Here is a 24,908-nt window from a genome sequence, read left to right as displayed (position 1 = left end):
GGTACTCAGCTTTCGGTGCGATGGGACTGGCGGGGTGTGCGGGCGCCCTTGCGCTGGACGGGCTTGCGGGGCGGCGTGGTGGCCGCGTCCGCCTCCTGCTGGACGTCCCAGCGTTCGTACGCATCAACGATGCGGCCGACCAGCTTGTGGCGCACCACGTCGGTGCTGTCGAGCACGGAGAAGGCGATGTCGGGGACGTCCACCAGGATCTCCTGGACGACCTTGAGGCCGCTACGGGTGCCGCCGGGGAGGTCGATCTGGCTGGTGTCGCCGGTGACGACCATCCGGGAGTTGAACCCGAGACGGGTGAGGAACATCTTCATCTGCTCGGGCGAGGTGTTCTGCGCCTCGTCCAGGATGATGAAGGCGTCGTTGAGGGTGCGGCCGCGCATGTAGGCGAGCGGGGCGACCTCGATGGTGCCCGCGGCCATCAGCCGGGGGATGGAGTCCGGGTCCATCATGTCGTGCAGCGCGTCGTAGAGCGGGCGCAGGTACGGGTCGATCTTCTCGAACAGGGTGCCGGGCAGGAAGCCGAGCCGCTCACCGGCCTCGACGGCCGGGCGGGTCAGGATGATCCGGTTGACCTCCTTGGCCTGGAGGGCCTGGACGGCCTTGGCCATCGCGAGGTAGGTCTTGCCGGTGCCCGCCGGGCCGAGCCCGAAGACGACGGTGTGCCGGTCGATCGCGTCGACGTACCGCTGCTGGTTGAGCGTCTTGGGGCGGATGGTGCGGCCGCGGTTGGAGAGGATGTTCGCGGTGAAGACCTCGGACGGGACCGGGTGACCCGGGTCGTCGACGGCGCTCCTTAGCATCGCGATGGACCGCTCCACGGCGTCCTCCGTCAGAGGTTGGCCGGTGCGCAGCACCAGCATCATCTCGTTGAACAGCTGCTGGACGAGGCCGACCTCGGCGCGGCCGCCGGTGGCCGTCACCTCGTTGCCACGGACGTGGATGTCCGCGTCGGGGAAGCCCTGCTCGATCACTCGCAGGAGGGAGTCACCGGCACCGAGCAGGGTGACCATCGGGTGCTTCTCGGGGATCACGATCCGGGCACTGGCCGGGCTCTCGGAGCGCGGCTGTCCGTTGGCGGGGGTCTGCGATGTCTCAGTCATGGGTCGGCGCTGGGGCCTGCCTCATCCCATCCGTCGTCGGGGTGCCGCTCGGTCTGTCCGGGGTCACCAGGGTACGCCGCACGGATGATCGTTGCGGCGGCGCGGTGGCCACCGGCGGGTGGCGGCCTGTCGATGCTGCGGCACTTCGGCGCGGAGCGCGAGTGGTTTTACCCTGCGGGCCGGTGGGTGCTACCCGGTGGGTCTGCGGGGCGGGACGGGCACCCGGGTGAGGTCCTCGGCGATCACCAGCTCGCCGTCGAAGTGGGCGCGGGCCTCCGCCCGGTGGGCGGAGAGGTCGGGGTAGCGCTGCGAGAAGTGGGTGAGCACGAGGGTGCCGACACCCGCCTCGGTGGCGACCCGGGCCGCCTGGGCGGCGGTGAGGTGGCCGTGCTCCTCGGCGAGGTGGGCGTCGGCGTCCAGGAAGGTCGCCTCGATCACCAGCAGGTCGGCGCCCTCCGCCAGCTCGTACACGCCGTCGCAGAGCCGGGTGTCCATCACGAAGCCGAAGCGCTGGCCGGGACGGGTGACGCTCACCTCGGCCAGGGTGACGGTGCGGCCGTCCAGCTCGACCGCGCCGTCGCGCTGGAGCCGCCCGACGTCGGGGCCGCGCAGGCCGAGTGCGGCGAGCCGCTCGGGCAGCAGCCGGGTGCCGTCGGGCTCGACCAGGCGGTAGCCGAAGGAGTCGACCGGGTGCGAGAGCCGGGCCGCCTCCAGCACGAACGGCGCCCCCGGGGCCGGCAGCGGGCCCGCCTCGAAGACCGGGCGCGGGCGCAGCTCGGCCGTGTCGTGGAAGGCCGAGGCGTGCACCAGCCGCTCGTAGAAGACCTCGCCGGTCGCCGGGTAGTAGACGTCGACGGGGTGCGGCACGCGGTCCAGGTTGATCCGCTGGACGACGCCGGGCAGGCCCAGGCAGTGGTCGCCGTGGAAGTGCGTGACGCCGATCCGGGTGATCGAGGTCGCCGAGACACCGGCGTGCAGCATCTGCCGCTGGGTGCCCTCGCCCGGGTCGAACAGCAGGCCCTCGCCGTCCCAGCGAAGCAGGTACCCGTTGTGGTTGCGGTGCCGGGTGGGCACCTGGCTGGCCGTCCCGAGGACGACGAGTTCGCGCACGGACACGGTCAGACCATGCGCTCGTGCAGAGCCCGGCCGCCGAGCACGTGCACATGGGCGTGGAAGATCGTCTGCCCCGCGCCCGCACCGGTGTTGAAGATCAGCCGGTAGTCGCTGAGACCTTCCTCGGCGGCGGCCGCGCCGGCCTCGGCCAGCAGCTCCCCGGCGATCTCGGGCTCGGCGGCGGCGAGCGCGGCGGCGTTCGGGTAGTGGGCGTGCGGGATGACCAGGAGGTGCGTCGGCGCCTGCGGGTTGATGTCGCGGAAGGTGAGGGTGCGCTCGGTCTTGCGGAGCACCGTCGCCGGGATCTCACCCGCCGCGATCTTGCAGAACAGGCAGTCGGGCTGCGGCTCGCCGGCCATCTCGGTCTCCCCAAGCAGAGTGCGTGTCAGGTACGGCCGAAGCCTAGCGCTCCACCGGTCCCCCGGGGTCGGCTCGAACCCCCCGCAACAGGTCGTACTCGTGCGCGTCGTGGGCGCAGAACAGCCGCACCTCGCCGTCGTGTTCGCGCCGTAGGGCCCGCAGCCGCTCCTGGTTGTGCAGCCGGACGCCGTTGTCGGTGGCGAGCAGCCGCTGGAAGAGCGCCAGGGTGCGCGGGCCGCGCGGGCCGCCGGGCACCGCCTCCCGGTGCGAGAAGTACGCGTCGCCGCAGTGCAGCAGCCAGCCCCTGCCGTCCCGGACCGCGACGGCGCTGTGGCCCCGGGTGTGGCCGGGCAGCGGGACGAGCAGGATCTCCGGCTCCACCGGCAGCCGGACGGCCGCGAAGCCGTACCAGGACTCACCGGCCGTCCGGTGCTCCACCCAGGCCGGGCCGTGCTGCCACTGCACCGTGCGGTAACGGTCCCGCTCGCCCCGGGTCAGCGGCGAACGGGCCGCCCGCAGCTCGTCGGCGAGGACGTGCACCCGTGCCTCGGGGAAGTCGCCGAGGCCGCCCGCGTGGTCCGCGTCGAGGTGCGTCAGCACGATGTCGCGGACGTCGCGGGGGTCGTGGCCGAGCGCCCGGACCTGGTGCAGCGCCGTGCCCGGCAGGCTCAGCCTCGGCCGCACCATCGCCGTGAACGCCCGGCCGAGCCGGGCCGGATCGGCCACGTCGGCCGTGCCGAAGCCGGTGTCGACCAGCGTCAGCCCGGCCGGCCCCTCGACCAGCAGACAGTGCCCGACTATTCGGCCCGTCAACAGACCCCCGCTGCCCAACAGCAGCTGCCCGCCGAACGGGCACATGCTCGCGCAGTCCAGGTGATGAACGGTCATGCCGCCTCCGAAGTCCGGGATCACATACTTGGGCGCACGCAACAGGCCAGCCCCAGAGGCGCGGGGACCTGCGCGAAATCGGGAGTGACGGACCTGTGCCTCCTGCAGCGCGCAGTTCCTCGCGCCCCTTGATAGTGCAAGTGCGGCGCAGTTCCTACGGCAGCGGCGGGGGCGTCTTCGCCGGGTGGTCGGCCAGGGTGGCGAGCGCGATGCGGACGCCCTCGGCGAGTTGGGGGTCGTGGCCGGCCGCCCAGTCGTGCGGGGCGATCTCCACCTCGACGTCCGGGTCGACGCCGTGGTTCTCCACGCCCCAGCCGTAGCCCTCCAGCCAGTAGGCGTACTTGGGCTGGGTGACCAGGGTGCCGTCGACCAGCGTGTACTTGCTGTCGATGCCGACCACGCCGCCCCACGTCCGGGTGCCGACCACCGGGCCGATGCCCAGGGCCTGGATCGCCGCGTTGACGATGTCGCCGTCCGAGCCGGAGTGCTCGTCGGCCAGCGCGACCACCGGGCCGCGCGGGGCGTCCTGCGGGTACGGGTCCGGGTTGGCCAGGTCGCGGCCCAGGTCCCAGCCGATGATCTTCCGGGAGAGCTTCTCGACGATCAGCTGCGAGGTGTGGCCGCCCTGGTTCTCCCGGAGGTCGACGATCACGCCCTCCTTGGCCATCTCGACCCGCAGGTCGCGGTGCAGCTGCGCCCAACCGGTGCCGACCATGTCGGGCACGTGCAGGTACCCGAGCCGCCCGCCGGACAGCTCCCGGACGGCGGCCCGGCGGCCGGCGACCCAGTCGTGGTAGCGCAGCGCCTCCTCGCTCGCCAGCGGCACCACCACCGGGTGGCGCTCGTCGCCGCCGGGCGCGGCGACGGTCAGCTCGACGGGCTGGCCCGCCGTCCCGGCCAGCAGCGGGGCGGGCCCGGCGACGGCGTCCACCGGGCGGCCGTTGACGGCGAGCAGCGCGTCCCCGGCGCGGACGGCCACCCCGGGGGCGGCCAGCGGCGAGCGGGCCCGCGGGTCGGAGGACTCGCCGGGCAGCACCCGGGCGACCCGCCAGACCTCGCCGTCCCTGACCAGGTCGGCGCCGAGCAGGCCCTGCCGCCGCGCCGCGTCGGTGCCCCGGCCGGGCGGCACCACGTACGCGTGCGAGGTGCCGAGCTCGGCGACGGTCTCCCAGAGCACGTCGGACAGCTCGTCGTGCGAGCCGACCCGGTCGACCAGCGGCCGGTAGCGGGCCAGCGCACCCGCCCAGTCGAAGCCGCCGAGGTCGGCCCGCCAGTAGTTGTCCCGCATCAGGCGGCCGTTCTCGTCGAACATCTGCCGCCACTCGGCCGCCGGGTCGACCGTCACCCTGATCCGGGCCAGGTCGACGTCGAGCTCCTCGTCGTCACCGGCCTTGTGCCCGGCGGGCACCACCCGCAGCGAGCCCTGGTCGAGCACCACCAGCCGCTGGCCGTCGCCGCTGACGAAGGCGTGGTCCAGCTCGGAGACCAGCTCCTCGGCGCGGAGCTTCTTCAGGTCGAAGCGCTCCAGCGTCGCCCGGGGCTGCTCGGCCTCCGGGGAGGCCGCGTTGTCGCCGCTCTCGCCGGTCAGCGGCAGCCGCGTCCAGAGCACCCCGTCCTTGGCCGTCCCCAGGTGGCCGAACCGGCCGCCCTCGACCGGGAAGGGGATGATCCGGTCGGCGATGCCCTCCAGGTCGACCCGGGTGACGGGCGGCGCGTCGGCGGCCTCGTCCTCCCCGTCGTCCTTCTTGCCGTCCTTGGTGTCCTTGGCGTCCTTGGCGTCCTTCTTCGGCTCGTCGTCCTCGTCCCCGACCGGCCGACCGGCCCGCTGCGGGCCGAACGGTGACGGGGTGTCGGCGGCCAGCGTGATCAGGTGCGGGCGGCAGCCGGTCGGGAAGGAGAGGTCGAAGACGTGCGCGTCGTAGACCGGGTCGAAGTGCCGGACGGAGAGGAAGGCCAGGTGCCTGCCGTCCGTCGTGAAGGCGGGCGCGTAGTCGACGAAGCGCGCCGGGGTGGCCTCGGCGACCGTACGGTCCGCCAGGTCGGCCAGCATGATCTGGCGCAGGCTCCAGGGCCCGAGCGCGGGCTGCGACCAGGCCAGCCAGCCGGAGTCCGGCGAGTACGCCAGCCCCTGCACCTCGCCGTCGGCGCTGCGGGCCAGCTCGTGCACGGCGCCGTCGGCGAGGGTGACCAGCAGCACCCGGCCGTCGTGGGCGGCGACGGCCACCTGGGCGCCGTCCGGCGACACGGCCAGCTCCTGCACCCGGCCGAGCTGCCCGGCGGCGAGCCGGCGCCGCTCGGCGCCCAGCACCGCCGGGGCGTACTCGATCGCGTCGTCGCCCTCGGCGTCGCTGACCCAGAGCGCGCCCTGCTCGCCGTCCGCACCGGGGACGACGGCGACCAGCCGGGCCCGGACGCCAGGCGTCTCCGACAGCACCCTGGCGGGGCCCTCGCGGTGCGTCAGCCAGTGCACCGTGCCGCGCACCAGGGCGACCGAGGCCCGCCCGGTGCGGTCCGGGGCGGCCTCCTCCAGGTGCCCGGCGGCCGGGACGGGGTGCGGGCGGCGGCCCGTCCGGGGCCCGGCCGGACGGACGTCTAGCCGGCGCGGCTCCGCGCCTTCGAGGTCGTCGAGCAGCCAGATCTCGCCCGCGCTGTGCCAGATCACCCGGGTGCCGTCGGTGGCGGCGTCCCGGGCGTAGAAGCCCTCACCGGGCGTCGCCCCGCCGGAGTGCCGACGCAGGTCGGTGCCGTCCGGGAGGCTGGACCAGAGCTGCCCCACGCCCTCGTGGTCGGAGAGGAAGGCCACCCGGCCGCCCACCCAGAGCGGGGAGGCGATGTTGCCGCCGAGGCCACCGTGCAGCCGCTCGAAGCGCTCCGCACCGATCCAGAGCTTGCCGACCTGGCCGCCCCGGTAGCGCTTCCACCGCGCCGGGTCGCTCGCGGCGGCCGAGAGCAGCAGCGCACGCGGCCCGCCCGGCTCCAACGCCAGCCCGCTCACCGGCCCGTACGGCAGCCGCTCCGGCTCGCCCCCGTCCAGCGGCAGCGCGTACGCCCAGGTGTGCCGCCCGCTGGCGTGCCCCGCCGAGCTGACCGCGATCGGCCGCCCGTCCGCAGTCCAGCCGCGCAGGCCGGTGGTGCCGCTCCCCCAGTACGTCAGCCGCCGCGACGACCCGCCGTCGACCGGTGCCAGCTGGATCTCCGGGCGGCCGTCCCGCAGCGAGGTCCAGGCGACGTGCCGCCCGTCCGGCGAGAACCTCGGGTGCCGGACGGGAGCCTGATCGGCCGTCAGCCGCCAGGCCCGCCCGCCGCCCACCGGCGCGAGCCAGAGGTCGTCCTCGGCGACGAAGGTGACGAGGTCACCGTGCACATGGGGGTGGCGCAGGTACGCGCCCTGGTCGGAGCTCCACGGTTCGTTCACTGCGCCACTGTATGCAGCACCGCACAGCAACGCGGCACGTTTCACTCAGAGGGCATCCATGCACTACCCAGGGGCGCGCCGGTTACGTACGCGCTACTGCCAGCGGCCCGTGCGGCCGAGCAGGAGGGCGCCTGCGGCGACGCCTGCGGTGGAGGTTCGGAGGACGGACGGGCCGAGGCGGTAGGGATGGGCGCCGGCTTCGGCGAAGGCGGCGAGTTCGTCGGGGGAGACTCCGCCCTCGGGGCCGACGATCAGGATGATGTCTCCGGTGGGCGGGAGGTCGGCGGTGGCGAGGGGGGTCGCGCCCTCCTCGTGCAGGACTCCGGCCAGGGCGGCGGCGGAGAGCAGGGGGGCCAGCTGGCGGGTCGTCATCAGCTCCCGCACCTCGGGGAACCGCAGGCGGCGGGCCTGCTTGCCCGCCTCCCGGGCGGTGGCCCGCCACTTGGCGAGAGCCTTGGCGCCGCGCTCGCCCTTCCACTGGGTGATGCAGCGGGAGGCGGCCCAGGGGATCACCACGTCGACGCCGACCTCGGTCATCGTCTCGACGGCCAGCTCGCCCCGGTCGCCCTTGGGCAGTGCCTGGACGACCACGATCCGGGGGCTCGGCTCGGCCTCCCGCCTGACCTCCCCGACCGTCACGTCGAGCGCGTCCTTGCCGAGCACCGCGGCGACGGTGCCGTCGACGCCGAGCCCGAGCCCGTCCGCGAGGGTGACCGCCTCACCGGGCTCCAGCCGCTTCACGGCGGCGGCGTGCCGCCCTTCCGCCCCGTCGAGCCGCACCACGGCGCCGGGCAGTGCCCCGGCCAGCCGCTCGGTCTCGACGACGAACACGGGCGCGGTCATACGGCGAACCTCCGGTACGTGGTGGGTGAAGCCCGAGGGGCGCGGGGCTCTGTCCGAGCCCCGCGCCCCTGGAGAAAACGTGAAGACCTACCGCCCGTTGAAGGCGTCCTTCAGCCGGGAGAACAGACCCTGCTGGCCCGGGGCGAAGGTGCCCGAGGGGCGCTCCTCGCCGCGCAGGATGGCGAGCCGCCGCAGCAGATCCTCCTGCTCCGGGTCGAGCTTCGTGGGCGTCTGCACCTCGACATGCACTATCAGGTCGCCTCGGCCGCCGCCGCGCAGATGCGTGATGCCCCGGCCGTGCAGCGGGATCGACTGCCCGGACTGCGTGCCGGGGCGGATGTCGACCTCCTCCAGACCGTCCAGGGTCTGCAGCGGCACCTGGGTGCCGAGCGAGGCGGCCGTCATCGGGATGGTGACCGTGCAGTGCAGGTCGTCGCCGCGCCGCTGGAAGGTCGCGTGGGTGGTCTCGGCGATCTCGACGTAGAGGTCACCGGGCGGGCCGCCGCCGGGGCCGACCTCGCCCTCACCGGCCAGCTGGATGCGGGTGCCGTTGTCGACACCGGCGGGGATCTTGACGGTGAGCGTGCGGCGGGCCCGGACGCGGCCGTCGCCGGCGCACTCGGGGCACGGGGTCGGCACGACAGTGCCGAAGCCCTGGCACTGCGGGCAGGGCCGGGAGGTCATCACGTTGCCGAGGAACGACCGGGTGACCTGGGAGACCTCGCCCTTGCCGCGACACATGTCACAGGTCTGCGCCGAGGTGCCGGGGGCGGCACCCTCACCGGAGCAGGTGGTGCAGGTCACGGCGGTGTCGACCTGGAGCTCCTTGGTGGTGCCGAACGCGGCCTCCTCCAGGGTGATCTCCAGTCGGATCATCGCGTCCTGCCCGCGGCGGGTGCGCGAGCGCGGCCCGCGCTGGCCGGAGGCCGCGCCGAAGAAGGCGTCCATGATGTCGGAGAAGCCGAAGCCCGCCGCACCGGCGCCGAAGCCGCCCGCGCCACCGCCGCCGCCCGGCGACAACGGGTCGCCACCGAGGTCGTAGACCTGGCGCTTGCCCGGGTCGGAGAGCACCTCGTAGGCGGCGTTGATCTCCTTGAACCGCTCCTGCGTCTTCGGGTCCGGGTTGACGTCCGGGTGCAGTTCACGGGCAAGGCGCCGGAACGCCTTCTTGATCTCGTCCTGCCCCGCATCCCGTCGGACGCCGAGTACCGCGTAGTAGTCCGTGGCCACCAAATGCTCCGCTTGTTCCGCCTCTAGAAGTGCTGCGACGAGTCCGCGAGGCGATGGCCCCGCGGCTTACTGCTCAGGATTCGGCCAGGATCTGACCCACGTACCGTGCGACCGCACGGACCGCCCCCATTGTGCCGGGGTAGTCCATCCGGGTCGGGCCGATCACACCCAGCTTTGCCACGCTCTCGTCGCCCGAACCGTAACCGACGGAGACGACGGAGGTGGAATTGAGCCCCTCGTACTCGTTCTCCCGGCCGATCCGGACGGTCATCCCGGCGTCCGCCGTCTCGCCCAGCAGGCGGAGCAGGACGACCTGCTCCTCCAGGGCCTCCAGGACGGGCTGGATGGTGAGCGGGAAATCGTGCCCGAACCGTGTCAGGTTCGCCGTGCCGGCGAGCATGATCCGCTCTTCGTTCTGCTCGGCGAGGGTCTCGAAGAAGGTCGCCAGCACCGTGGTGACGGTCGGCCGGTCGGCCGCCTCGAATGCGGCCGGGAGGTCCTCCAGCAGACCGGGCACGTCGGGCAGCCGCTGACCGCCCGCACGCGCGTTCAGCCGGGCCCGCAGCTCCGCGAGGACGGTCTCACCGACCGTGCCGGGGCAGTCGACCATCCGCTGCTCGACCCGGCCGGTGTTGGTGATCAGGACGAGCATCACCTTGGCGGGGGCCAGCGCGACCAGCTCGACGTGCCGGACGGTGGAGCGGGAGAGCGAGGGGTACTGGACGACCGCGACCTGTCTGGTCAGCTGCGCGAGCAGCCGGACCGTCCGGGCGACGGTGTCGTCCAGGTCGACCGCGCCGTCGAGGAAGTGCCGGATGGCGCGCCGCTCGGGCGCGCTCATCGGCTTGACCTCGGCCAGCCGGTCGACGAAGAGCCGGTAGCCCTTGTCGGTGGGGATGCGGCCCGCGCTGGTGTGCGGCTGGTGGATGTAGCCGTCCTCCTCCAGCGCCGCCATGTCGTTGCGCACCGTCGCCGGGGAGACCCCGAGGCTGTGCCGCTCGACCAGGGCCTTGGAGCCTACGGGCTCCTCGGTGCCGACGTAGTCCTGGACGATGGCGCGCAGCACGGCGAGCTTGCGGTCGTCCAACGGACGGAGGTCACGGCGGGTGTCGAGCTGCCGCGCGTCGGACTTGCGTTCGTCGGGCCTGCGCTCGCTGAATCGCTCGTTGACTCGTTCGTTGTGCACGGCACGCACCTCCGTCTTCGTCCGTTGTGCTGGTAGCTGACGGGCCCTTTGGCACTCTGAAAGGCAGAGTGCCAGAACCGTACCTGCCAGTGTAAGGCCCCCTCACGGCGGCAGGAACGGCCCGCTTGAGTGATCCTCGTCCGATTCCGGGCCGGATCTCCCGCGCGGGGGCGGTGCCTGCGCGGCCGTCGGGTGGCAGCATCGAAGACGGAACGTGATACCGGGCATTGGGATCGAAGGAGCCGTGATGTCGCCGTCACCCCAGCACTCCCGCTTCGCACCCGACCGAGGGCTGACCGGTCGGATGATCACCACGATGTTCCTGATCGGGTTGCTCTACGTCGGCTTCACCGGGGTGCTGATCGTCCTGCTGCGCGGGGCGTGGCCGCTGATCGTGCTGATCTCGGGCGGGCTCTTCGTCGCCCAGTTCTGGTTCAGCGACAAGATCACCGAACGGGCGATGGGTGCCCGCGCGGTCACCCCCGAGCAGTACCCGCAGCTGCACGGCACCATCGACCGGCTCTGTGCGCTGGCCGACATGCCCAAGCCCCGCGTCGCCGTCGCGGACAACGACATGCCGAACGCCTTCGCCACCGGCCGCAACCCGCAGAACGCCGTGGTCTGCGTCACCACCGGCCTGCTCCGCCGCCTGGAGCCGGAGGAGCTGGAGGGCGTCCTCGCGCACGAGCTCTCGCACGTCGCCCACCGGGACGTCGCGGTGATGACGATCGCCGGCTTCCTCGGTGTGCTGGCGGGCATGATGACCCGGATCGCCCTCTACGGCGGCTTCATGGGCGGCAACCGGAACAACAACAACGACAGCAACGCGGCGATCGCGATGCTGGTCATCCCGCTGGTCAGCATGGTCGTGTACGCGATCAGCTTCCTGCTCACCCGGCTGCTCTCGCGCTACCGCGAGCTCGCCGCCGACCGCGCCGCCGCCCAGCTCACCGGCAGGCCCAGCGCGCTGGCCTCGGCGCTCACCAAGGTCACCGGCCAGATCGCCGCCATCCCCAGCAAGGACCTGCGCTCGTCGCAGGCGTACAACGCCTTCTACTTCGCCCCCGCGCTCAGCGCCCGGGACGCCGCCACCCAGCTGATGTCCACCCACCCGTCGCTGGAGAAGCGGCTGGAGCAGCTCGGCAAGATCTCCACCGAACTCGGCCGCTAAGGAGCTTCTGTTGGGATTCCTCGACGCACTCTTCGGCCGGACCAAGCCCGTCCGGCCGGACCTCGACCAGCTCTTCGGCATCCCCTCCGCCGCGCTCACCCTGGAGGCGGCCGCCGGGTTCACCCCGACCGGGCTCGGATCGGTCTGCTTCGCCGCCGTCGAGGGCGGCGCCTTCGGCGAGGTGGAGCAGCAGGTCCGGGCCCTGCTGGACGCCGACACGGCCAGTGGCGGCGTGCCGGTGGAGGCCAGCCAGGACGGCTACGGCTACTCCTGGCTGCTCTCCCGGCACAAGCCGGAGGAGCTGCCGGAGCTGGTCAACGACCTGCACGCGGTCAACAGCGAGCTGGAGGCGAACGGCTTCGGGCCGCAGCTGCTCTGCTCGATCGTCGGATTCCGCAACGCCTCTGGCCAGTCGCTCGGGCTGGTCTACCTCTACAAGCGGGGCAGCTTCTACCCGTTCGCCCCGATGCCGGGCGGCGGCGAGAAGCGCAACAGCCCGGTCGAACTCCAGGTGAAGGCGATGCTCGGCAACGACCTGCGGGTCGAGCAGGACCTCACCCGGTGGTTCCCGGTCTGGGGCGCGCCCGGACTCTGACGGGGCCTCTGACGCGGCGTCCGGAATCGTATGATCGCCGGATGCGCAGCTACGGACCGGATCTGACCCCGCCCTGGAAGCAGCAGCGGCCGGCGCCCGAGGTCGTCGCGGAGCGGGAGCTGGTGGTGGAGGAGGCGGCCACCGGCTTCTGCGGGGCGGTGGTGCGGTGTGAGAAGACCGCCGAGGGCTTCACGGTCACGCTGGAGGACCGCTTCGGCAAGCGGCGGGTCTTCCCGATGACGCCCCGCGGCTTCCTGCTGGAGGGCCAGGTCGTCACGCTGGTGCGGCCCGCCGCAGCCTCCCCCGCTCCCGACCGGAGCCGGACGGCCTCCGGGTCGGTCGCGGTGCCCGGCGCACGGGCCCGGGTCGCCCGGGAGTCGCGGATCTACGTCGAGGGCCGGCACGACGCGGAGCTGGTCGAGCGGGTCTGGGGCGACGACCTGCGGATCGAGGGCGTCGTCGTCGAGTACCTGGAGGGCATCGACGACCTCCCCGCGATCGTCGCCGACTTCGCCCCCGGCGAGGGCCGCCGCCTGGGCGTCCTGGTCGACCACCTGCTGCCCGGCACCAAGGAACACCGGATCGCCGCCCAGGTCACCGACGCCTCCGTGCTGGTCGTCGGCCACCCCTACATCGACATCTGGCAGGCCGTGAAGCCCACCAGCGTCGGCATCCCCGGCTGGCCCGACGTCCCCTACGAGGAGGTCTGGAAGGAGGGCATCTGCCGCCGCCTCGGCTGGCCCGTCGACCCCCCGGCCGCCTGGAAGCGCATCCTCGCCTCGGTCAACTCCTACAAGGACCTGGAGCCCGCCCTCCTCGGCAAGGTCGAACACCTCATCGACTTCGTCACAACAGGCTGACCCCGGGGGCTACCCGGTTGCGTTCAGTCCACCAGGTCCCGGACGACGCCGTCGGCCAGCAACCGCCCCTGCAGGGTGAGCACCGCCCGCCCCTCGGCGAAGGCCGCTGCGTCGAGCAGGCCGTCGGCCAGCGCGCGCTCGGCGGCTCGGAGCCCGGCTGCGGCGAGCAGCGGGAGCGGGCAGCCCTCGCGGAGGCGGAGCTCCAGGAGGATGCGCTCGACCCGGCGGTCCTCGTCCGGCAGGACCTCGCGGCCGAGGGCGGGTGTCCGCTCCTCGGCCAGCGCCTGCGCGTACGCGGCGGGGTGCTTGGCGTTCCACCAGCGGACGCCGCCGACGTGGCTGTGGGCGCCTGGGCCTGCGCCCCACCAGTCGGCGCCCGTCCAGTAGAGCTCGTTGTGGCGGCAGCGCCCGGCCTCGCTGGTGGCCCAGTTGGAGACCTCGTACCACTCGAAGCCGGCCGCCGAGAGGGCCTCCTCGGCGATCAGGTAGCGGTCGGCGTGCACGTCGTCGTCGATCATCGGCAGTTCGCCGCGCTTGACCCGGGTTGCGAGCTTGGTGCCGTCCTCGACGATCAGCGAGTACGCCGAGACGTGGTCGGGCCCGGCGCCGATCGCGGCGTCCAGCGAGGCCCGCCAGTCGTCGTCGGACTCGCCGGGGGTGCCGTAGATCAGGTCGAGGTTGACGTGGTCGAAGCCCTCCGCGCGGGCCTCGGCGACGCAGGCCTCCGGGCGGCCGGGGGTGTGGTGGCGGTCGAGCAGCTGGAGCACGTGCGGCTTGGCGCTCTGCATGCCGAAGGAGATCCGGTTGAAGCCACCGGCCCGCAGCTCGGCGAGGTAGGCGGGGTCGACGGACTCGGGGTTGGCCTCGGTGGTGATCTCCGCGCCGGGCGCGAGCCCGAACTCGTCGCGGATCGCCGCCAGCGCCTTCACCAGGTCGGCGGCGGGCAGCAGCGTCGGCGTGCCGCCGCCGAGGAAGACCGTCTGCACCGGCAGGTCGGTCTGGCCGAGCACCTTCCGGGCGAGCCGGATCTCGGCGGTGAGGTTGTCGGCGTACGTCTCCTGCGAGGCGACGGCGCCTGAGGAGCGCAGCTCGGTGGCGGTGTAGGTGTTGAAGTCGCAGTAGCCGCAGCGCGTCGCGCAGTACGGCACGTGCAGGTAGAAGCCGAAGGGCCGCTCGCCCAGCCCGGTAAGGGCGTGGGCGGGCAGGGAGCCGTCGGACGGCACGGGTTCGCCGTCGGGGAGTGCGGAGGGCATACCCCTATTGTCCGGTACGGCTCAGGTGAGCCGTACCGGACCCAGACCGATCACGCCTCGTTGGCGCCCGCGTACATGCCCGCGACCGCGTCCGCGTACGTCTTCTCGACGACCGGGCGCTTGATCTTCAGGCTGGGGGTGAGCTCGCCGTGCTCGACGTCGAGGTCACGCGGGAGCAGGGTGAACTTCTTGATCGTCTGCCAGCGCTGCAGGTCGCCATTGAGGCGCTTCACGAAGCCCTCGATCAGCTCGTTGACCTGCGGGGAGGCGGCGACCTCGGCGTACGACCTGCCCGCCAGCCCGTGGTCGGCGGCCCACGGCATGATCGCCGCCTCGTCCAGGGCGATCAGCGCGGTGCAGTAGTTGCGGCCGTTGCCGATCACCAGGATGTTGCTGGTGAAGGGGCAGATCGCCTTGAACTTGCCCTCGACCTCGCTGGGGGCGACGTACTTGCCGCCGGAGGTCTTGAACATGTCCTTCTTGCGGTCGGTGATCCGCAGGAAGCCGTCCTTGTCGAGCTCGCCGATGTCGCCGGTGTGGAACCAGCCGTCGGCCTCCAGCACCTCGGCGGTCTGCTCGGGCATCTGGTGGTAGCCGCGCATGATGCCGGGGCCGCGCAGCAGGATCTCGCCGTCCTCGGCGATCCGGGCCTCGGTGCCGGGCAGCGGCTGGCCGATGGTGCCGACCCGGACGTCCTCGGCGCGGTTGACGCTGGAGCCGGCGCTCGTCTCGGTGAGGCCGTAGCCCTCCAGGATCGGCACGCCGACCCCGACGAAGAAGTGCCCGATCTCGGGGGCCAGCGCGGCGCTGCCGGAGACCGAGCCGCGCATCCGGCCGCCGAACGCGGCGCGGATCTTGGTGTACACCAGCTTGTCGGCGATGGTGTGCTGGAGCTTGAGCGCGAACGGCACGGAGCCGGTGCCGGTGGCGATCCGGTTGGCCTGCACGGTGCTGGAGTACTCGCGGGCGACCCGGGCCGCCCAGAGGAAGATCTTGTACTTGGCCCCGCCCTGGGCGCGGGCCTTGCCGGCGATGCCGTTGTAGACCTTCTCGAAGATGCGCGGCGCGGAGGCCATGATGGTCGGGCGGACCACCGGCAGGTTGTGGATGATCCGGTCGACCCGGCCGTCCACGGCCATCACGTGCCCGGTGCGGATCTGCCCGGAGATCATGGTCTTGCCGAAGACGTGCGACAGCGGCAGCCACATGAACTGCACGTCGTCCGAGCGCAGCAGCCCGCTGGCCTCCTGGGCCACGGCCTCGTACGCCCAGCAGTCGTGCACCAGGCGCACGCCCTTGGGGCGGCCGGTGGTGCCGGAGGTGTAGATCAGGGTGGCGAGCTGCTCGCGGTCCAGCCCGTCGATCGACTTCTGGATCGCGTCGGGGTGGTCGGCCAGGTACGCGGCGCCGGCCTGCTCGAGCTCGGCGAGCGTCAGCACGGTGAGGCCGTCGACCTCGGGGCGCTCGGCCGGGGAGTCGAAGAGCACCACCGTCGCCAGCGCGGGCAGCTCGGCCCGCTGGGCGGTCACCTTGTCGAGCTGCGTCACGGTGTCGGCGAAGAGCACCCGGCTCTCCGAGTTGGAGAGGATGTACGCCGTCTCCTCGGCGTTGGTGCTGGGGTAGACCGTGGTGGTCGCGGCCCCGGCACACATGTTGCCGAGGTCTGCGATGATCCACTCGACTCTGGTGGCGGAGGCGATCGCGACCCGGTCCTCCGCCGCGATGCCGAGGGACATCAGACCGGCGGCCACCGCCTTGACCCGTACTGCCGTCTGCGCCCATGTCAGCGAGCGCCACTGCTCGGCGCCGGGGGCACCGTCGGCGGCGTGCTCGTCGACAGGAGCCGGGTACCGGTACGCCTCAGCGTCAGGTGTGGCCTCTACCCTGCTCAGGAAGAGGTGCGCCACGGACACCGGGCGTCGCTCGATCATGGAATGCGCGGAACTCAACGAGGACCTCCGGGGGGCGGGCCGAGGGTGGGGCGGTGGCGTGGGGGCAGCGACCGGCCGACTTGCAACCAACCTTGTTAACCGGTGAGTAACAAGAGGGCAATCAGCAGCCTAGGGGGTACGGAGCCGTTCCGTAAGGGGGTTGATAAACCTGACACCTGCCCGGTCCGGCAGTGCAAAGGACAGTACAAGCCTGCGGGTCGGGGCTCGGCAAAGCCCCCCTGAAGCCCACACGAAGTATGAAAATGGGATGCGAATCCCCCAGCCGACAACGAGAGTGTCTCAGTGCTGATCAAACTTCTCCGGACCCACCTGGGCCCGTACTCCAAACCGATCACCCTGCTGGTCCTGCTCCAACTCGTCGCCACCATCGCGGCGCTCTACCTCCCGACGCTCAACGCCGACATCATCGACAGCGGCGTGATCAAGGGCGACACCGGCTACATCCTGCAGATCGGCGGCGTCATGATCGCCGTCACCATCGCCCAGGCCCTCTGCTCGATCGGTGCCGTCTACTTCGGGGCCCGCACCGCGATGGCCGTCGGCCGGGACATCCGCGCCTCCGTCTTCGACCAGGTGCAGCGGTTCTCCGCCCGGGAGCTCGGCGGCTTCGGCGCACCCTCCCTGATCACCCGCACCACCAACGACGTCCAGCAGGTCCAGACGGTCACGCTGATGGGCTTCAACCTGATGATCGCCGCCCCGATCATGTGCGTCGGCGGCATCATCATGGCGCTCAACCAGGACGTGCCGCTCTCCGCGCTGCTGATCGTCGTGGTGCCGCTGCTCGGCGCCGTCGTGACGCTGCTGGTCAGGCGGCTGCGCCCGCAGTTCCGCTCGATGCAGGTGCGGATCGACAAGGTCAACCGCATCCTGCGCGAGCAGATCACCGGCATCCGGGTCATCCGGGCCTTCGTCAAGGACACCCACGAGCAGGACCGCTTCGGCGGCGCCAACCAGGAGCTGACCGACGTCAGCCTGCGGGTCGGCCGGATGCTGGCCTTCATGTTCCCCGCCGTGATGCTGGTGGTGAACATCTCCAGCGTCGCCGTGCTGTGGTTCGGCGGGCACCGGATCGACAGCGGCGGCATGCAGATCGGCGCCCTGACGGCCTTCCTCTCCTACCTGATGCAGATCCTGATGAGCGTCATGATGGCCACCTTCATGTTCATGATGGTGCCGCGCGCCGAGGTCTGCGCCGAGCGCATCCAGGAGGTGCTGGGCACCGACAGCAGCGTGGTGCCGCCCGTCCGCCCGGTCACCGAGCTGCGCCGCAAGGGGCACCTGGAGCTGCGCGACGTCGAGTTCCGCTACCCCGGCGCCGAGGCGCCCGTGCTGCTCGGCATCGACCTGGTCGCCAGGCCCGGCGAGATCACCGCCGTGATCGGCTCCACCGGCAGCGGCAAGTCCACCCTGCTCGGGCTCGTCCCCCGGCTCTTCGACGCGACCGGTGGCTCCGTGCTGGTCGACGGCGCCGACGTCCGTGAGCTCTCCCCCGAGCTGCTCGCCGAGACGGTCGGCCTGGTGCCGCAGAAGCCGTACCTCTTCTCCGGCACCGTCGCCAGCAACCTCCGCTACGGCCGCCCGGACGCCTCCGACGAGGAGCTCTGGCACGCGCTGGAGGTCGCCCAGGCCAAGGACTTCGTCGAGCAGCTCGACCTCGGTCTGGAGGCCCCGATCGCCCAGGGCGGCGGCAACGTCTCCGGCGGCCAGCGCCAGCGGCTCGCCATCGCCCGCGCCCTGGTGCGGCAGCCCGAGATCTACCTCTTCGACGACTCCTTCTCGGCTCTCGACTACGCGACCGACGCCCGGCTGCGCAAGGCGCTCTCCCAGGAGACCGCCGAGGCGACGGTGCTGATCGTCGCCCAGCGCGTCAGCACCATCCGGGACGCCGACCGGATCATCGTGCTCGACGAAGGCGCCGTCGTCGGCAGCGGCACCCACCACGAGCTGATGGCCGACAACCCGACATACCGGGAGATCGTGCTCTCCCAGCTCACCGAGCAGGAGGCGGCGTGACCACCCCGGAGAAGCCCACCCCGGAGAAGCCCACATCCGAGAAGGCGGCCCCGGTCAGCGACTCGCAGACCGCCGCCGCCCGGCGCGGCCCGGCCGGGCCGGGCCGCTTCATGGGCGGCCAGGGCACCGAGAAGTCGATGGACTTCAAGAACTCCGGCAAGCGCGTGCTGAAGCTGATGCGGCCCGAGCGGGCCGGCCTCTACGGCGTGTTCACGCTCGGCGCGTTCAGCGTCGGCTGCGCCGTGGTCGGCCCGAAGATCCTCGGCCACGCCACCGACCTGATCTTCGCCGGGATCATCGGCAAGCAGCAGCCGGCCGGTGCCACCAAGCAGCAGATCATCGACGGGCTGCGGGCAAACGGCAAGGGCAGCATCGCCGACCTGCTCTCCTCCGTCCCCTTCACCCCCGGCCAGGGCATGGACTTCGGTGCCATCGGCACCGTCCTGCTCTGGGTGCTCGCCATCTACGTCGCCTCGGCGGTCTTCGGCATCTTCCAGGGCCGCCTGGCCGCCCGGGTGATCCAGCGCACCGTCTTCCGGCTGCGCGAGTCGGTCGACGCCAAGATCTCCCGGCTGCCGCTGAGCTACTTCGACAAGCAGCCGCGCGGCGAGGTGCTGAGCCGCGTCACCAACGACATCGACAACATCGGCCAGTCCATGCAGCAGAGCATGGGCCAGGTGGTGAACTCGCTGCTCACCATCGTCGGCGTGCTGGCGATGATGTTCTGGATCTCCTGGCTGCTCGCGCTGATCGCGCTGATCTCCGTGCCCGCCTCGGTGATCGTGGCGACGAAGGTCGGCAAGCGGGCGCAGCCGCAGTTCATGGCCCAGTGGAAGACCACCGGCACGCTGAACGCGCACATCGAGGAGATGTACACCGGCCACGCGCTGGTGAAGGTCTTCGGCCGGCAGAAGGAGGCCGCCGAGACCTTCCGCCAGGAGAACGAGGCGCTCTTCGCCTCCAGCTTCAAGGCGCAGTTCATCTCGGGCATCATCCAGCCCGCGATGATGCTGATCGGCAACCTCAACTACGTGCTGGTGGCGGTCGTCGGCGGTCTGCGGGTGGCCAGCGGCGCGCTGTCCATCGGTGACGTGCAAGCGTTCATCCAGTACTCGAGGCAGTTCAGCCAGCCGCTCACCCAGGTCGCCTCGATGGCCAACCTGGTGCAGTCCGGCGTCGCCTCGGCGGAGCGGGTCTTCGAGCTGCTGGACGCCCCCGAGCAGACGCCCGAACCGGCCATGCCCGAGCGCCCGGCCGAGCTGCACGGGCGAGTCTCCTTCGAGGAGGTCTCCTTCCGGTACGAGCCGGAGAAGCCGCTCATCGACGGCCTCTCGCTCAAGGTCGAGCCCGGCCACACCGTCGCCATCGTCGGCCCGACCGGCGCGGGCAAGACCACCATGGTCAACCTGCTGATGCGCTTCTACGAGGTCAGCGGCGGCCGGATCACCCTGGACGGCGTGGACATCGCCGCGATGTCCCGCGAGGAGCTGCGCTCCGGCATCGGCATGGTGCTCCAGGACACCTGGCTCTTCGGCGGCAGCATCGCCGAGAACATCGCGTACGGGGCCGAGTCGGCCACCCGCGAGCAGGTGATCGAGGCGGCGAGGGCCGCGCACGTCGACCGCTTCGTCCGCACCCTCCCCGAGGGCTACGACACGGTGATCGACGACGAGGGCGCCGGCGTCAGCACGGGCGAGAAGCAGCTGATCACCATCGCCCGCGCCTTCCTGGCCCAGCCCAGCATCCTCGTCCTGGACGAGGCGACCAGCTCGGTCGACACCCGTACCGAGGTGCTCATCCAGCGGGCCATGGCCACCCTGCGCACCGGCCGCACCAGCTTCGTCATCGCGCACCGCCTCTCCACCATCCGGGACGCCGACGTCATCCTGGTGATGGAGAACGGCTCGATCGTCGAGCAGGGCTCGCACGACGAGCTGATCGCCGCCAAGGGCGCGTACGCCCGCCTGTACCAGGCCCAGTTCGCCCAGGCGGTCGCCGAGGTCGACTAGGCACTGCGTCTACCAAGGGGCGCGGGGTCCTGCTCGGTGAGCAGCGCCTCGTGCCCCTTCTGCATTGCCGGGCGGGCCGGGCGGCCCTGGCCGGCCACGGTGCTGCCGAGGGCGACAGCCACCCCGAGCAGCTGGAGCGGGCTCAGCGCCTGGCCGAGCGCGGCCCAGCCGATCACGGCGGCGGAGAGCGGGCTGAGCAGGGCGAGGAAGGCCACCGAACCGGCGGGCAGACGCTCGATGCCCCGGAGCCAGAACCAGTACGCGACGGCGGTGTTGACGACCGCGAGGTAGAGGTAGCCGAGCAGGTTGGTGCCGGTCAGCACGGGCAGCGCACCCTCGACGAACAGCGCGACCGGCAGCAGCATCAGCCCGCCCGCCGTCAGCTGCCACCCCGTCATCGCCAGCGGGCCGACCCCCTCGGGGCGGCCCCAGCGCTTGGAGAGCACCGTCCCGGCCGCCATGCAGACGGCCCCGGCGAGCCCCGCGAGCACCCCCAGGGTGTCCAGCCGGGCACCGGCCCGCAGCACCACCAGGGCCACCCCGAGCACCCCCGCCACACCCGCCGCAACCCGCCGGGCCCCCGCCCGCTCCCCCAGCAGCGGCCACGCCAGCCCCGTCGCGATCAGCGGCTGGACGGCCCCGAGCACCGCCGCGACCCCACCGGGCAGCCGGTACGCCGCGATGAACAGCAGCGCGAAGAACACCCCGATGTTCAGCCCCCCGAGCACCGCGGTCCTCCACCACCACGCCCCCTCGGGCAGCCGCCGCCCGACCACCAGCAGCGCCACCCCGGCAGGCAGCGCCCGTACGGTCGCCGCGAGCAACGGCCGGTCCGGCGGCAGGTACTCGGCCGTCACGGCATAGGTCGACCCCCAGACGAGCGGGGCCAGCGCGGTGAGCAGGACGGTACGCATGAACAGAACCCTTCGACGAGCGGCAGGTGGCCTGTACTCAGGTGGCCTAGACCTCGGCGAGAGCCGGGGCGCGGACCGCCTCGGCCGGGAGGCGGCGTTCGAGCCGCAGGAGCATGGCCGCCCCGAGCAGCATCCCGACCGCCAGGACCACCCAGGGCAAGCGCCCGTCCAGCGCCGAGAGGCCGGTGAGCAGCGAGGGCGCGAGCGCGGCGGAGAATGACCAGGAGAGTTGGTACGCGGCCATGTAGCGGCCCCGCAGGGCGGCCGGTGCCGCGGCGGTGACCAGGGCGGAGGCGGCGGGGTTGTGGACGATCTCGCCGAAGGTGGCGACCACCACGGCGGCGAACACGCCCGCGACCAGCCACCCGGAGCCCGGGGCCACCAGGCCGAGCACGGCCTGCCCGAGGAAGGCGGCGGCGAACAGCGCGGCGCCGGTCGCGGCGGCCCGGTTGCGGCTGCCGAAGCGGCGGACGAGCCGCCCGGCGGGCACGCCGAGTGCCGCGCAGAGCACGGTGTTGACGGCGAAGGCGATCCCGGTCAGCGACTGCGGCTCGTGCAGCACGGTGGTCAGGTAGACCGGGAGCAGGACGCCGAGCGAGGCGTAGCCCATCGAGATCAGGAAGTTGGCGGTGGTCAGGCCGAGAAACGGACGGTCCGTCAGGACCTGTCGGTAGCCGACCCGTTCGCGGGGGCGGCCGCCGCCACCGGCGCCCTGCGGCACCCGGATGGCCAGGGCGCCCGCGACCAGGAAGCTGGCGGCGTTCAGCCAGGCGGCGGCGGTGTAGCCGGTGCCGCCCGCATAGCCGACCAGGAGGGCGGCGAGCAGGCTGCCCGCACCGAGCCCGGCGTTGGCGAGGCTGCGGCTGAGGGCCTGGAGCCGCTCCAGCCCGGCGCCGGAGACGAGTTCGCCGATCCGGGCCTGCTGGACGGCGGGGAAGCCCCGGGTGGCGGCGGAGGTGACGAGTGCGACGAGGAAGAAGGCGGCGAGCGAGTCGGCGAAGGGGTAGGCGGCGAAGCCGAGGCCGCGCACCAGGTAGAGCGCGACCTGCATCCGCCGGGCGCCGTACCGGTCCACGGCGGAGCCGACCAGCGGCAGGGTGGCCATCCCGGCGAGCCCGGTGATCGTCAGCACCAGGCCGATGACGGGCAGCGGGAGGCCGGTGACGTGGCGGAAGAAGACCAGGCTGAACGGTACGTACATGCCGTTGCCGAGGGCGTCGACGGCCAGGCCGGTGAGGAGGAGGCGTTCACCGGGGAAGCGGCCCTGGCTCGTCGGCCGGGCCGGCTGCGCCGCCTGGGCCGTCCGAGCCGTCTGATTCGAAAGCATGTAAGTAACTTAGCACTAAGCTACTTACTTGCGAGCTACTTTCTCGCCAGCAACCCGCTGTGCCAGACTCGGCCCATGGACACCCCCCAGCGGCCCGACGCGGTCGACGCCATCTCCGAGCAGTGGAGCCGCGTCCGACCCGATCTCCAGACCGATGCGATGGCCACCTTCGGCCGGATCTACCGGATCGCGCGGGCCATGGGCGAGCGGGGCGAGCAGGCGTACGCCCCGTACGGCATCAGCCGGGGCGAGTTCGACGTGCTCGCCACCCTGCGCCGCTCGGGCGAGCCGTACACCCTCTCCCCCCGCGAGCTGACGGCCACCCTGATGCTGACCACCGGGGGCATGACCGGGCGGCTCGACAAGCTGGAGAAGGCCGGGCTGCTCACCCGCGCCCCCGACCCGACCGACCGCCGCGCCCTGCGCGTCACCCTCACCCCGACCGCCCTGGAGCTGATCGACCAGGCCGTCGGCGCCGGGCTGGCCGTCCAGCAGACGGCCCTCGAAGGCTTCACCCCCGCCGAGGTCGGCACCCTCAACGAGCTGCTCCGACGCCTGCTGGACGCCGCCACCGACTGAGGCAGTACCGTGACGCCGTGCGTGACGACGGATCAGCAGCAGTCTTCTCAGTAGGGGTGTTCGAGGCGCAGCGACGCTACCTGGGCTCGGTGGCCTACCGGCTGCTCGGGTCGTTCAGCGACGCCGAGGACGTGCTCCAGGAGGCCTGGCTGCGCTGGCACGCCGCCGACCGGGCGGCGGTCGCCGACCCGCGCGCCTATCTGACCAGCGTCGTCACCCGGCTCTGCTACGACCTGCTGGGCTCGGCCCGGGTGCGGCGCGAGTCGTACTTCGGCGAGTGGCTGCCCGAGCCGCTGGTCGACGACGAGCACTCCCCCGACCGGCAGGCCGAGCTGGGCGAGTCGGTCTCGCTGGCCCTGCTCGCCGTGCTGGAGCAGCTCACCCCGGCCGAGCGGGCCGCGTTCGTGCTGCACGACGTGTTCGCGGTCGGCTTCGACGAGATCGCCGGCACCCTCGAACGGAGCCCCGAGGCCACCCGCCAGCTGGCCTCCCGGGCCCGCCGCCGGGTGCGGGAGAAGGCCCGGCGCGGGCCGGTCGACCCGGCGGAGCACCGGCAGGCCGTGCACGCCTTCGCCGCCGCGAGCTCCGGCGGCGACCTCCAGGGGCTGCTGGCCGTCCTCGACCCGGACGTGGTCTGGCACTCGGACGGCGGCGGCATCGTCACGGCCGGAGCCCGGCCCGTGCTGGGCGCCGACAAGGTCGCCCGGATGGTCGCGGGCCTGGCGGCGAAGTGGATCGGCCCCGGCTCGGGCGTCACGACCTCCGTCGCCCTGGTCAACGGCGAACCCGGACTGCTCTGGAGCGACCCCGAGGGCCGGGTCGGCGGCGTGCTCGCCTTCACCGTCTCCGGCGGCCGGATCACCGAGGTGTACGTGGTGGTCAACCCGGAGAAGCTGACGCATGTGACGAGGGTCACCGTCACACCCTGACCGGCTGCGTCGTCCCCTTCCCGACACCACCTCGGAAGGGCGGACGACATGACCGGGCAGCACATCGTGGTACTGGGCGCGGGGTACGCGGGGCTGAGCGCGGCAGCCAGGGCGGCCCGTCGGCACAGGGTGACGCTGGTCGCCCCCGAGACCCACTTCCTGCACCGCATCCGCCAGCACGAGACCGCCGCCGGGCACCCCGAGCACCGGCCGGCGCTGGCCCACCTGCTGCGCGGCCGTCAGGTCACCCACCGGCCGGCCCGCGCCACCGAACTGGACCTGACGGGCCGCAAGGTGCTCCTCGACTCGGGCGAGACCCTCGCGTACGACACGCTGGTCCACGCCCTCGGCAGCCGCACCGCCTGGCACGGCGTGCCCGGCGCCGCCGAGCACGCCTACCCGGCCGAGCGCGCGGCCGAGCTGCGCGACCGGCTGCGCGGCGCCGCCCGCCCCGGCACGGTCGCCGTGGTCGGCGGCGGCGCGACCGGCATCGAGCTGGCGGCCGAGCTCGCCGAGGCGTACCCGCAGTGGCAGGTCCGGCTGGTCGCCGCCGGGCAGGTCGGCGGCTGGTTCTCCGCCAACGGCCGGGCCCACGTGCTGCGGACGCTGGAGCGGCTCGGCGTACGGGTCGACGAGCACACGCCGGTCACCGGAGTCACCCCGGCCGGGGCGCAGACCGGCCGGGGCCCGATCGAGGCGGAGGTGGTGGTCTGGGCCGCCTCGATGGAGCCCGCCCCGCTCGCCGCCGAGGCCGGACTCGCCTGCGCACCCGACGGGCGGGCCCTGGTGGACGACCACCTGCGCTCGGTCTCCCACTCGGAGGTGCACGTGATCGGCGATGCCGCCTCGGTCACCGTGCCCGGCACCGGCACCCTGCGGATGGGCTGCGCGACCGCCCTGCCGATGGGCCAGTACGTCGGCAAGCTGCTCGCCGGCGGGCCGGACAAGCCGTTCGCCTACCGGTACGCCGTCCAGTGCCTCAGCCTCGGCCGCCGGGACGGGCTGCTCCAGCTGATCCACGGCGACGACTCGATGCGCCCGACGGCCCTGACCGGCGCGGCCGGGCGGCTGGCGAAGGCCGTCATCGTCACGGGCGTGGGCGCGAGCCTGCGCTGAAGGACGACCGTGCGGACGGCTGCGGAGACGACCGTGGGGC

Annotated in this window: 20 protein-coding genes; 8 read left to right on the top strand and 12 right to left on the bottom strand. The window is 72.6% G+C overall.

Annotated elements, in window-relative coordinates:
• Positions 1-5: 5 nt before the first annotated feature.
• The 8 genes from ACR68M_RS24035 to hrcA form a co-directional block, all read right to left on the bottom strand.
• Positions 6-1,112 (bottom strand): PhoH family protein, encoded by a 1,107-nt coding sequence (locus tag ACR68M_RS24035; RefSeq protein ID WP_441246175.1) that lies wholly within the window; start codon positions 1,110-1,112, stop codon positions 6-8.
• A 189-nt stretch (positions 1,113-1,301) separates the two neighbouring features.
• A complete protein-coding gene (locus ACR68M_RS24030; protein WP_441246174.1) occupies positions 1,302-2,228 on the bottom strand; it encodes a ribonuclease Z in 927 nt (308 codons plus the stop codon).
• Between the two features lie 2 nt (positions 2,229-2,230).
• Positions 2,231-2,584 carry an HIT domain-containing protein gene (locus ACR68M_RS24025; RefSeq protein WP_441246173.1) on the bottom strand — a complete coding sequence of 118 codons (354 nt, stop codon included), beginning with the start codon at positions 2,582-2,584 and terminating at the stop codon, positions 2,231-2,233.
• Positions 2,585-2,627: 43 nt separating this feature from the next.
• Positions 2,628-3,473, bottom strand: coding sequence for an MBL fold metallo-hydrolase (locus tag ACR68M_RS24020; RefSeq protein ID WP_441246172.1), 846 nt, complete (start codon positions 3,471-3,473; stop codon positions 2,628-2,630).
• Positions 3,474-3,627: 154 nt separating this feature from the next.
• The gene (locus ACR68M_RS24015; RefSeq protein ID WP_441246171.1) at positions 3,628-6,888 is read right to left on the bottom strand and encodes a S41 family peptidase; all 3,261 of its coding nucleotides are present in this window, start codon (positions 6,886-6,888) and stop codon (positions 3,628-3,630) included.
• A 93-nt stretch (positions 6,889-6,981) separates the two neighbouring features.
• Positions 6,982-7,731: a 16S rRNA (uracil(1498)-N(3))-methyltransferase gene (locus ACR68M_RS24010; RefSeq protein WP_441246170.1), complete on the bottom strand. Its 750-nt coding sequence runs from the start codon at positions 7,729-7,731 to the stop codon at positions 6,982-6,984.
• A gap of 87 nt (positions 7,732-7,818) precedes the next feature.
• A complete protein-coding gene (gene dnaJ, locus ACR68M_RS24005; RefSeq protein WP_441246169.1) occupies positions 7,819-8,961 on the bottom strand; it encodes a molecular chaperone DnaJ in 1,143 nt (380 codons plus the stop codon).
• 73 nt (positions 8,962-9,034) lie between these two features.
• Complete coding sequence (gene hrcA / locus ACR68M_RS24000) at positions 9,035-10,048, bottom strand: heat-inducible transcriptional repressor HrcA (RefSeq protein WP_441251700.1); 1,014 nt, start codon at positions 10,046-10,048, stop codon at positions 9,035-9,037.
• 346 nt (positions 10,049-10,394) lie between these two features.
• Between hrcA and htpX the strand changes: the two genes are divergently transcribed.
• The 3 genes from htpX to ACR68M_RS23985 are packed head-to-tail and all read left to right on the top strand — an operon-like array spanning position 10,395 to position 12,773.
• Positions 10,395-11,318, top strand: a complete 924-nt coding sequence (gene htpX / locus ACR68M_RS23995; protein ID WP_441246168.1) for a zinc metalloprotease HtpX — start codon at positions 10,395-10,397, stop codon at positions 11,316-11,318.
• Between the two features lie 10 nt (positions 11,319-11,328).
• Positions 11,329-11,913 (top strand): PspA-associated protein PspAB, encoded by a 585-nt coding sequence (gene pspAB, locus ACR68M_RS23990; RefSeq protein ID WP_441246167.1) that lies wholly within the window; start codon positions 11,329-11,331, stop codon positions 11,911-11,913.
• Between the two features lie 41 nt (positions 11,914-11,954).
• A complete protein-coding gene (locus ACR68M_RS23985; protein ID WP_441246166.1) occupies positions 11,955-12,773 on the top strand; it encodes a DUF3097 domain-containing protein in 819 nt (272 codons plus the stop codon).
• Positions 12,774-12,796: 23 nt separating this feature from the next.
• Here the strand turns inward: ACR68M_RS23985 and hemW are convergent, their stop codons facing one another.
• Positions 12,797-14,026 carry a radical SAM family heme chaperone HemW gene (hemW, locus tag ACR68M_RS23980; protein ID WP_441246165.1) on the bottom strand — a complete coding sequence of 410 codons (1,230 nt, stop codon included), beginning with the start codon at positions 14,024-14,026 and terminating at the stop codon, positions 12,797-12,799.
• Between the two features lie 50 nt (positions 14,027-14,076).
• Entirely contained in the window at positions 14,077-15,975 is a 1,899-nt protein-coding gene (locus tag ACR68M_RS23975; RefSeq protein WP_441246164.1) for an AMP-dependent synthetase/ligase, read from the bottom strand.
• A 285-nt stretch (positions 15,976-16,260) separates the two neighbouring features.
• Between ACR68M_RS23975 and ACR68M_RS23970 the strand changes: the two genes are divergently transcribed.
• Together ACR68M_RS23970 and ACR68M_RS23965 are read left to right on the top strand one after the other, a co-directional pair.
• Complete coding sequence (locus ACR68M_RS23970) at positions 16,261-17,994, top strand: ABC transporter ATP-binding protein (protein ID WP_441246163.1); 1,734 nt, start codon at positions 16,261-16,263, stop codon at positions 17,992-17,994.
• 110 nt (positions 17,995-18,104) lie between these two features.
• Positions 18,105-20,003 (top strand): ABC transporter ATP-binding protein, encoded by a 1,899-nt coding sequence (locus tag ACR68M_RS23965; protein ID WP_441251699.1) that lies wholly within the window; start codon positions 18,105-18,107, stop codon positions 20,001-20,003.
• On the opposite strand, the gene ACR68M_RS23960 is transcribed toward ACR68M_RS23965, so the two are convergent.
• Together ACR68M_RS23960 and ACR68M_RS23955 are read right to left on the bottom strand one after the other, a co-directional pair.
• Positions 20,000-20,917, bottom strand: a complete 918-nt coding sequence (locus ACR68M_RS23960) for an EamA family transporter (RefSeq protein ID WP_441246162.1) — start codon at positions 20,915-20,917, stop codon at positions 20,000-20,002. The two genes, ACR68M_RS23965 and ACR68M_RS23960, sit on opposite strands and share 4 nt — an antisense overlap.
• 46 nt (positions 20,918-20,963) lie before the next feature.
• A complete protein-coding gene (locus tag ACR68M_RS23955) occupies positions 20,964-22,244 on the bottom strand; it encodes an MFS transporter (protein WP_441246161.1) in 1,281 nt (426 codons plus the stop codon).
• Between the two features lie 75 nt (positions 22,245-22,319).
• Between ACR68M_RS23955 and ACR68M_RS23950 the strand changes: the two genes are divergently transcribed.
• From ACR68M_RS23950 to ACR68M_RS23940, 3 genes are read left to right on the top strand one after another with little or no spacing between them, the layout of a single operon-like run.
• Positions 22,320-22,823: a MarR family winged helix-turn-helix transcriptional regulator gene (locus ACR68M_RS23950; RefSeq protein WP_441246160.1), complete on the top strand. Its 504-nt coding sequence runs from the start codon at positions 22,320-22,322 to the stop codon at positions 22,821-22,823.
• Positions 22,824-22,840: 17 nt separating this feature from the next.
• Complete coding sequence (locus ACR68M_RS23945) at positions 22,841-23,752, top strand: sigma-70 family RNA polymerase sigma factor (protein WP_441246159.1); 912 nt, start codon at positions 22,841-22,843, stop codon at positions 23,750-23,752.
• 48 nt (positions 23,753-23,800) lie between these two features.
• Entirely contained in the window at positions 23,801-24,868 is a 1,068-nt protein-coding gene (locus ACR68M_RS23940; RefSeq protein ID WP_441246158.1) for an NAD(P)/FAD-dependent oxidoreductase, read from the top strand.
• The last annotated feature ends 40 nt before the right edge of the window (positions 24,869-24,908 follow it).

Source organism: Kitasatospora sp. McL0602, from assembly GCF_052076145.1.
Taxonomy (GTDB): Bacteria; Actinomycetota; Actinomycetes; order Streptomycetales; family Streptomycetaceae; genus Kitasatospora.
The sequence above is the reverse complement of the archived record's forward strand: the minus strand, read 5'-3'. Positions and strand labels throughout refer to the sequence as shown.

Coding starts and splice junctions, on each gene's coding strand:
- ACR68M_RS23965 (WP_441251699.1), top strand. CDS start 18,105: ATGGGCGGCCAGGGCACCGAGAAGTCGATGGACTTCAAGAACTCCGGC.
- ACR68M_RS23950 (WP_441246160.1), top strand. CDS start 22,320: ATGGACACCCCCCAGCGGCCCGACGCGGTCGACGCCATCTCCGAGCAG.
- ACR68M_RS24025 (WP_441246173.1), bottom strand. CDS start 2,584: ATGGCCGGCGAGCCGCAGCCCGACTGCCTGTTCTGCAAGATCGCGGCG.
- ACR68M_RS24035 (WP_441246175.1), bottom strand. CDS start 1,112: ATGACTGAGACATCGCAGACCCCCGCCAACGGACAGCCGCGCTCCGAG.
- ACR68M_RS24010 (WP_441246170.1), bottom strand. CDS start 7,731: ATGACCGCGCCCGTGTTCGTCGTCGAGACCGAGCGGCTGGCCGGGGCA.
- ACR68M_RS24020 (WP_441246172.1), bottom strand. CDS start 3,473: ATGACCGTTCATCACCTGGACTGCGCGAGCATGTGCCCGTTCGGCGGG.
- ACR68M_RS23955 (WP_441246161.1), bottom strand. CDS start 22,244: ATGCTTTCGAATCAGACGGCTCGGACGGCCCAGGCGGCGCAGCCGGCC.
- ACR68M_RS23985 (WP_441246166.1), top strand. CDS start 11,955: ATGCGCAGCTACGGACCGGATCTGACCCCGCCCTGGAAGCAGCAGCGG.
- htpX (WP_441246168.1), top strand. CDS start 10,395: ATGTCGCCGTCACCCCAGCACTCCCGCTTCGCACCCGACCGAGGGCTG.
- hemW (WP_441246165.1), bottom strand. CDS start 14,026: ATGCCCTCCGCACTCCCCGACGGCGAACCCGTGCCGTCCGACGGCTCC.
- ACR68M_RS23940 (WP_441246158.1), top strand. CDS start 23,801: ATGACCGGGCAGCACATCGTGGTACTGGGCGCGGGGTACGCGGGGCTG.
- ACR68M_RS23960 (WP_441246162.1), bottom strand. CDS start 20,917: ATGCGTACCGTCCTGCTCACCGCGCTGGCCCCGCTCGTCTGGGGGTCG.